The organism is Frischella sp. Ac48, from assembly GCF_019641635.1.
Classification (GTDB): domain Bacteria; phylum Pseudomonadota; class Gammaproteobacteria; order Enterobacterales; family Orbaceae; genus Frischella; species Frischella japonica.
Genome location: NZ_JAETXP010000015.1, coordinates 1 through 7,024, shown reverse-complemented (window position 1 = coordinate 7,024; position 7,024 = coordinate 1). Strand labels below are relative to the sequence as shown.

At 33.9% G+C, this 7,024-nt stretch carries 7 protein-coding genes; 6 read left to right on the top strand and 1 reads right to left on the bottom strand.

The genetic code is table 11. From position 1 onward, the window contains the following. Nucleotides 1-168: 168 nt before the first annotated feature. Nucleotides 169-576, top strand: coding sequence for a preprotein translocase subunit SecE (gene secE, locus JMI89_RS10350; RefSeq protein ID WP_187756026.1), 408 nt, complete (start codon nucleotides 169-171; stop codon nucleotides 574-576). Between the two features lies 1 nt (nucleotide 577). Then, a complete protein-coding gene (gene nusG, locus JMI89_RS10345; RefSeq protein ID WP_187756025.1) occupies nucleotides 578-1,123 on the top strand; it encodes a transcription termination/antitermination protein NusG in 546 nt (181 codons plus the stop codon). 89 nt (nucleotides 1,124-1,212) lie between these two features. On the opposite strand, the gene JMI89_RS10340 is transcribed toward nusG, so the two are convergent. Continuing rightward, nucleotides 1,213-2,499, bottom strand: coding sequence for an NAD(P)/FAD-dependent oxidoreductase (locus tag JMI89_RS10340; RefSeq protein WP_187756024.1), 1,287 nt, complete (start codon nucleotides 2,497-2,499; stop codon nucleotides 1,213-1,215). Between the two features lie 435 nt (nucleotides 2,500-2,934). On the opposite strand from JMI89_RS10340, the gene JMI89_RS10335 reads away from it, so the two are divergent. From JMI89_RS10335 to rraA, 4 genes are all read left to right on the top strand, one after another. Further along, complete coding sequence (locus JMI89_RS10335) at nucleotides 2,935-3,906, top strand: HlyD family secretion protein (RefSeq protein ID WP_220680026.1); 972 nt, start codon at nucleotides 2,935-2,937, stop codon at nucleotides 3,904-3,906. Further along, nucleotides 3,888-5,036 (top strand): ABC transporter permease, encoded by a 1,149-nt coding sequence (locus JMI89_RS10330; RefSeq protein ID WP_187756022.1) that lies wholly within the window; start codon nucleotides 3,888-3,890, stop codon nucleotides 5,034-5,036. The genes JMI89_RS10335 and JMI89_RS10330 overlap by 19 nt, the downstream gene beginning before the upstream one ends. Further along, on the top strand, nucleotides 5,036-6,190 hold the full coding sequence (locus JMI89_RS10325) for an ABC transporter permease (RefSeq protein WP_370633742.1): 1,155 nt from the start codon (nucleotides 5,036-5,038) through the stop codon (nucleotides 6,188-6,190). Before JMI89_RS10330 ends, JMI89_RS10325 begins: the two co-directional genes overlap by 1 nt. A gap of 190 nt (nucleotides 6,191-6,380) precedes the next feature. Further along, nucleotides 6,381-6,872 carry a ribonuclease E activity regulator RraA gene (gene rraA, locus JMI89_RS10320; protein ID WP_187756021.1) on the top strand — a complete coding sequence of 164 codons (492 nt, stop codon included), beginning with the start codon at nucleotides 6,381-6,383 and terminating at the stop codon, nucleotides 6,870-6,872. Nucleotides 6,873-7,024 lie beyond the last annotated feature (152 nt).

Genomic DNA, 7,024 nt, shown 5'->3' with positions numbered 1-7,024 from the left:
ATTTTAATAATGAGTTTAATAAGAGAGGGTGTCTTAAGATACCCTTTCTTATCTTATTAAGTTTATTTGGTTAATAATAGTTTATTTAGTAAAATGTTTTTATCGCAATTAAAGAGCATTTTATGAAGTGAATTATTTTCAGAAATAAAAATAGATGACGGGTTTTATATGCGAACTAGTACTAATAGCGAAAATCAAGAAGCGAAGGGATCGCTTGATAAAGTTAAGTGGATATTTTTTATCTTACTTGTAGCTTTTATTGTTTGGGGTAATTTTTATTTTTCGGAACCAAATGCAATTTATGAACCCAATACAGTTGTTCGTTTAGTTGGTGTGATTGCGATTTCTGCTTTGGCACTATTTATTGTATTAACCACCACTAAAGGTAAAATCTTTATCAATTTTGCTAAGGAATCCCGAATCGAGCTTCGTAAAGTCGTTTGGCCAACCAGAAAAGAGACCACACAAACGACAGTGTTAGTTGCTGTTATAACTATTGTTGTTGGTCTATGTCTATGGGGACTCGACGCTATGTTCTCGTGGGGAGTTTCTGGTTTAACAGTATTAGGGCATTAGTATGAGTGAAACACAAAAAAAACGATGGTATGTTATTCAAGCTTACTCAGGTTATGAGGCGCGTGTTGCACAATCATTACGTGAATATATAAAATTACATAATATGGAAGATTTATTCGGTGAAGTACTTGTCCCAACCGAAGAAGTTATTGAAATGAAAGGTGGTCAACGCCGTAAAAGTGAACGAAAGTTCTTTCCAGGTTATGTTTTAGTTGAAATGGCGATGAATGATGCGACATGGCATCTCGTTCGTAGCGTGCCAAGAACAATGGGTTTTATTGGTGGTACATCTGATCGTCCGGCGCCCATTAGCCAACGCGAAGTTGATGCGATTATGAATCGCCTACAACAGGTAGGTGACAAACCTCGCCCTAAAACATTATTTGAACCAGGTGAATTGGTACGTGTTAATGAGGGGCCTTTTGCTGATTTCAATGGTGTAGTGGAAGAAGTTGATTATGAAAAGAGCCGTTTAAAAGTGTCGGTATCTATCTTTGGTCGTTCAACACCAGTCGAGCTTGATTTTAGTCAGGTAGAAAAAAGCTAATTTAACTTATTAATGTATTTAAAAAACCGAGCTTTAGCTCGGTTTTTCTTTTTGCGATGTTATAAAAATACTCGTGAAAAAGAGCCAAATTATTCCATATTAATTTTTGTTCTAATAGAACGGTATACTCTGTTGGCACTCACTAACCTTAATGTTTTAAATATCCCAAATAAAGAGATTTGATGGAAGCGATATAACATTGTATAAATACAAGATGCAAACCATCCTTTGACTCCCATTTGTTTTTCCCCAATAGTCGTAATAACACCTTGGGCGGTATGTGCCAGTGAAATAATTGTTCCTTTATTATTGTATTCAAACGTTTTTAATGGCTGATTGTTTATAAGGGCAACAATATTTTTATAACAAATCGCAGCCATTTGATGTGCTGCTTGTGCGGTAGCTGGGGTAAATCCTCCACCAGATTTAGCGCAACATGCACAATCACCAATAGCAAAAATAGCTTCATCACGGCTAGTTTGTAGTGTTGATTTAACGACAAGTTGATTTGCCCGATTAGTCTCTAAAGCAGCAATATCTTTTAGAAAATCGGGAGCTTTAACACCAGCTGTCCATAGCATAATATCGGCAGGAATAGGCTCTTGTCCTTCAGGATAGAAATGATTTTCATCGGCTTTTACAATTTTAGTCTTAGTCAGAATTTTAGCACCAAACTCTTCTAATTTGAGATGAATATCTTTAGCCGTATTCTCTGGTAATGCCCCTAAAATACGATCAGTTGCTTCAATTATGGTAATATTCAATAATTCCGAAGATAACTTTTTAAATCCATAGTAGCCGATTGTGTCAACCATCTTAAATAGTTCAGTTGTCATCTCAACACCAGTGGCTCCAGCACCAACAATAGTAATATTTAGTTTGTCTTTTGTATCTAGGCCTGATGAAATACGGAATAAAGTCGAAAGGAATGATTTACGGAATTTTTTTGCCGATTCTTGGTCATCCAAGAAAATGCAATTTTCTTTAACACCTGGTGTACCAAAATCATTAGAGGTACTACCGATTGCCATAACTAAAATATCATAATTAAGTACTGTTTCGGGGAATATCGTTTGATTTTGATGATCATTAATATTATTCAACTTAATCGTTTTTTGCTCACGATTAATATCGATTAATTGACCTTGTTTGAATGAAAAATAGTTATTTTTAGCTTGGACTAAATAGTTGACATTATCAAGTTCATCGTTAAGTGAACCTGTAGCAATTTCATGAAGTAGCGGTTTCCATAAATGATTGGTATTTTTATCAACCAAAGTTACATCAGCTTTACCTGATTTACCTAGCTTTTTACCTAGTTGCGTTGCAAGCGCTAAACCTCCGGCACCGCCACCAACAATAACGATTTTTTTCATCTTTTTTATACCTTATTAAAATATTTTATAAACAAATATTGTTATAATAGCGAATATCATACTAAATAAGTCAGATTTTATTAATCGATTTAGTTCAATATATAATATAGGTAATAACTATTAATCTAAGGTAAAAAATAGTACAATTTAGTTATAGTATTTTGCTCTACTCTCATATACTATGGTATAATAAATATTACTAGTAACGTACTTCATTCGTTCGTACCTATTGTTAATACTTATCGTTAAGTAATAATAGGTTTAATATAATCAATTATACGGATTATATCATCTTTGACATCTATGTCTGTATTACGCTGATTAGTGTCATTTTCTATTATAATAAGAACTACTGATTTTGTATCTGTAATTTAAAAGAATATAAAATTAAAGGTTTCTTTCTTATCACATTCATTCTAACTGTGTTGTTTAATTATGAATAAAAAGATTTTTTTTGTAGTTTTGTTTATTGTATTGACGATTTCCATGACAATATTAATTCGTTCACATAACAGTGATCTAATATTGCAAGGAGAAGTTGATGCACCGAATGTCAATTTATCCTCTAAAGCCAGAGGACGTGTACAAGTTATACATGTCAATCGTGGTGATGATGTTAAAGAGGGTGATATTGTTATTACACTTGATAGCCCTGAATTATTATCTCAGGTAAAAGCGGCTCAGGCAGAACGTGATCAAGCTAAAGCACAACTGGAACTGTCTTTGCATGGCACACGTGAAGAAAGTATCCGTTACTACCAAGCTTTATTAGCTCAAGCACAAGCGACTTATGATAATGCCCAAAAAGACTATGAAAGAAATAAAGCAGTATCGAGTAAAGGTTTTGTTTCACAGTCGGTTTTAGATAATTCATTGAAAGCTCGCGATGCGGCTTATCAGCAAGTAAAATCGGCACAAGCAAATTTAGATCAAGCACTCAATGGCGATCGGGTTGAACAAAAGCAAATTTATCAAGCTAAGTTACAGCAGGCCGAGGAGCAATTAAAACAATTAATGATTCAGTATGATGATTTACAAGTTAAATCTCCTGTTAATGGGGAAGTAGGATCAATTCCTGCTGAAGTCGGAGAATTATTCAATGCCACTAGTCCATTATTAACAGTTGTACAACTGCCAGATGCTTATTTTGTGTATAATATTCGTGAGAATATCTTAGTCAATATTCATAAAGGTGATCATGTTTTCTTAACGGTACCGGCACTGGGAGAAGAGAAAATTGAAGCCGAAATTAAATATATTGCCCCAATGGGGGATTTTACTACTAAACGTGCCACTCGAGCGACGGGTGACTTCGACCTTAAAACTTTTGAAGTACGATTATATCCGATCAAACCGATCAAAAATTTACGTGTTGGTATGAGTTGTTTATGGACCTTAGAGAATTAGCTGTCGTTTTTTTTAAACGCTTTAAGGCTGCATTTGATGATGAGCTACAATTTATATTTCGGCGTTTTACTCATCATTGGTTATTGTGGATTTTACCTTTACTGATATTTGTCTTAATTGGCAATATTTTTTCGCAAGGGGTTCTTTATGATTTACCTGTTGGGGTAGTCGATCAAGATAAGAGTGTTCTTTCAAAAACGATTATACGTGATCTCAATGCAGGTGCACATGCGAATATCATTGATTATGAAGATTCGTTAAATCAAGCCGAAAAATCGCTAGCTAAAGCGAATATTTATGCATTACTCTATATACCCCCTAACTTTGAAGCCGATGTGCTAGCTGGGCGTCAACCGACACCTATTTTTTATTATAATGCCCTATATTACAGTGCTGGATTATACTCAATTATGGATTATTCAGGTTTAATCGCACAACTCAATAGTGAATTACGAATACTGTTAGCAGCAAAAGCGGGTTTGGCAATTCCCAAGTTGGTACAGGCTAATCTTAATTATGATGGGTTATTTAATGCTAGTGGTAATTCTATGTATTTTCAGCAATTTTCTGCAATGGTACATTTAATTCAGCTTTTTGTTGTTGCTTTAACCATTCATGTTTTAGGTAAATTACCACGAAAAACGCGTTTAAGTTATCCATTTATTTTAGGAAAACTGGCGCCTTATACTTTGTGGTATACCATGCTGCTCATTTTTGAAATTGCTTTACTAGTGTTATATTCACAAGCCAGAGTTTCTGGTAATCCTTTTTCAATGCTGATTGTCGGATTCTTTTATGTCATTGCAGCACAAAGTCTTGGTATTTTATTATTTACTTTTACTCGCTCAATAATTGATGCTTATTCTTTTATCGGATTATTGGTCGGTTTAGCGTTGACTTATTCCGGTGTTGTTGTACCAGAATTATCTATGCCTTGGATAGCCAGGTTTATATCGTCAATCGAACCGTTAACTTATGCTTTAAATAAATTATTTGATCTGTTTTTACGTCATGCTAGTTTATTATCTGTAGTAAAAACATGCTTAATCTTGTCTAGTTATCCGATCATTATTACGTTCTTAGTAAGAAAACGCTTAGTTAAACGTTTAATTCTAGAAGGAACTTCATGATGTTTATATTGTATTGGACTGCATTTAAACGTGTTACTCTAAGATTTCTTGCCGAACCAAAATGGTTACTGTTGATGATTTCGGTAGTATTGATGAGCTTGGTCTATCTTAATGGGTCAATTAATAATTTACCTGTAGCGGTGGTTGATCTCGATCATAGTGCTTCTAGCCGCGAATTGATTCGGGTATTAGATACTAGTGCTAAAGCTAATATTACCATTTATGAAAATTCTTTAGATGCTTATCAAGATATTAATGATCGAAAATTGTTTGCTGTTATAACGATTCCTCATGATTATGAAAAACGTTTACTAAAAGGTGAAACGATCACTATTCCCGCATATGGTGATGCATCCAGCCGGTTAGCAAATGGAATGATTCAACAAGATTTTAAATCCATTTACCAACAATTTCTTAGTCGTTATAATGCAAACCTTATGCGTAATAGTGGCTTAACGGCTGAACAAGTTAACATCATTTTAATGCCAATTAAAAGTCAGATTGATCCTTTGTATAATGCGGGTATCAGCTTTGCTGCGATCACATTTCCCGGCTTATTAGTTATGCTGTTGCAACATTCATTATTGATCGTGTCAACTAGAACACATATCGCACTCAGCGCTTCTCCTCAAGGTAAACCGCCAGCAATTATTTTTTTGGGAAGTTTATCGGCTTTAATTCCAATTTGGTTATTTCTATCGATCGTTTTATTTGGCTTGTGGCCATGGATCTTAGGTTATCGTCAATTAGCCACGTTACCGCAAATATTATTAATGACTTTTCCTTTTTTATTAGCTGTATTGGGATTGGCTAAATTATTAACTGAAAGTTTAAGAAAAATTGAAATGATATATTTGACTTTATCCTTTATGACCACGCCAGTATTTTACCTTTCAGGTACCATTTGGCCACTCGAAGCAATGCCTAATTGGGTAAAATGTATCGCGAAATTATTGCCTTCAACGTGGGCGACTAATATGATTGCCGGCGTTAATCAAATGGGATTATCTATTTTAGACAATTTATTTAATTTATTTATGTTAATGGTATTAGGTTGTTTTTATGCATTCTTAGGTATATTTATTGCAATGGTTCGAGAGGGAAGAGCACGAGCATTTTTTAAACGCTATTCGTTTAAATATTTCTATAAATAATCAATAAATTGATGACTATTATTTATTATAATGTTTTAATAAATTATCCGTCACAGTTATTTATACGGATATATGTTGATATCGAAAGTTTGATTTGATTCACATTATAAAAAAATAAAAAGGTATTTTGCTAGATAAACGCTTTTTGCATTATACTTAACCTATTAACAGTTCTTAAAGGGGAATTTATATGGATTTTGATACTTCTATTTTATGTGATTATTACCCAGAAGATGTCAACGTTGTCGAACCGTTATTTACTAATTTTGGTGGAGTTTTATCTTTTTCCGGTCAAGTAGTAACAGTGAAATGTTTTGAAGACAAAGGTCTCCTTTTTGAAGTATTGCAAAATGACGGTTCTGGTAAAGTATTAGTTATTGATGGTGGAGGTTCGGTACGTCGAGCGCTACTAGATGCTGAATTGATTGATATTGCAGTTCAGAATAACTGGGAAGGTATAATTGTCTATGGTGCTGTGAGACAAGTTGATTACCTTGCAGAAGCAGAAATTGGTATCCAAGCCTTAGCTTCAATTCCAGTTGGTGCTGAAGATCAGGGTGTTGGTGAGACATATATTCGGGTCAATTTTGGTGGTGTTACCTTTTTTACTGATGATTTTGTCTATGCTGATAATACCGGAATTATTTTGTCAGAAATTGCTTTAACCATTGATGAAGAATAATATTTTTGTTATTTCAATTTTAGTTCTCACTTACTCTTCTAACTAGTATTTTTAATACTAGTTTTTTTATCGATAAAATAAGCTGTTATTTATTGAATAGACAAAAAAGACCGCATGAAGCGGCCTTTTAGTATATCGTTGTAATTTACAAC